We start from the raw sequence: 239 nt of genomic DNA, 5'->3' as shown, positions 1-239 counted from the left end.
ATTCGAATGGCGCCGGCCAGAGCTTCTGCTGGATCCTCGCCTCGCGCCAGAGATCGCCCAGCGGCTGGCGGGCGACCGGATGCTCCAGGTTCGGCGCCAGCTCGGACAAGGGCCAGAGCACGAAAGCGTTCTTCAGCACTTCGGCGCGCGGCAGCACCAGGCCATCGAAATCGCCCACCAGGTCGCCGTAGAACAGCACGTCGATATCCAGCGGCAGCCCCTTGCGCTCTGGCGCATAG

The 239-nt window shown here is 66.5% G+C and carries 1 protein-coding gene; it reads right to left on the bottom strand.

What is annotated here, in order from left to right:
* A partial coding sequence (locus ACLJNW_RS28205) for a 2-amino-4-hydroxy-6-hydroxymethyldihydropteridine diphosphokinase (protein ID WP_410961933.1) occupies window positions 1–239 on the bottom strand: 239 nt, incomplete at both ends.

The sequence above is a fragment of the Salmonella sp. SAL4457 genome (genome assembly GCF_046548235.1).
GTDB classification, from domain to species: Bacteria; Pseudomonadota; Gammaproteobacteria; order Enterobacterales; family Enterobacteriaceae; genus Salmonella; species Salmonella enterica.
The sequence above is the reverse complement of the archived record's forward strand: the minus strand, read 5'-3'. Positions and strand labels throughout refer to the sequence as shown.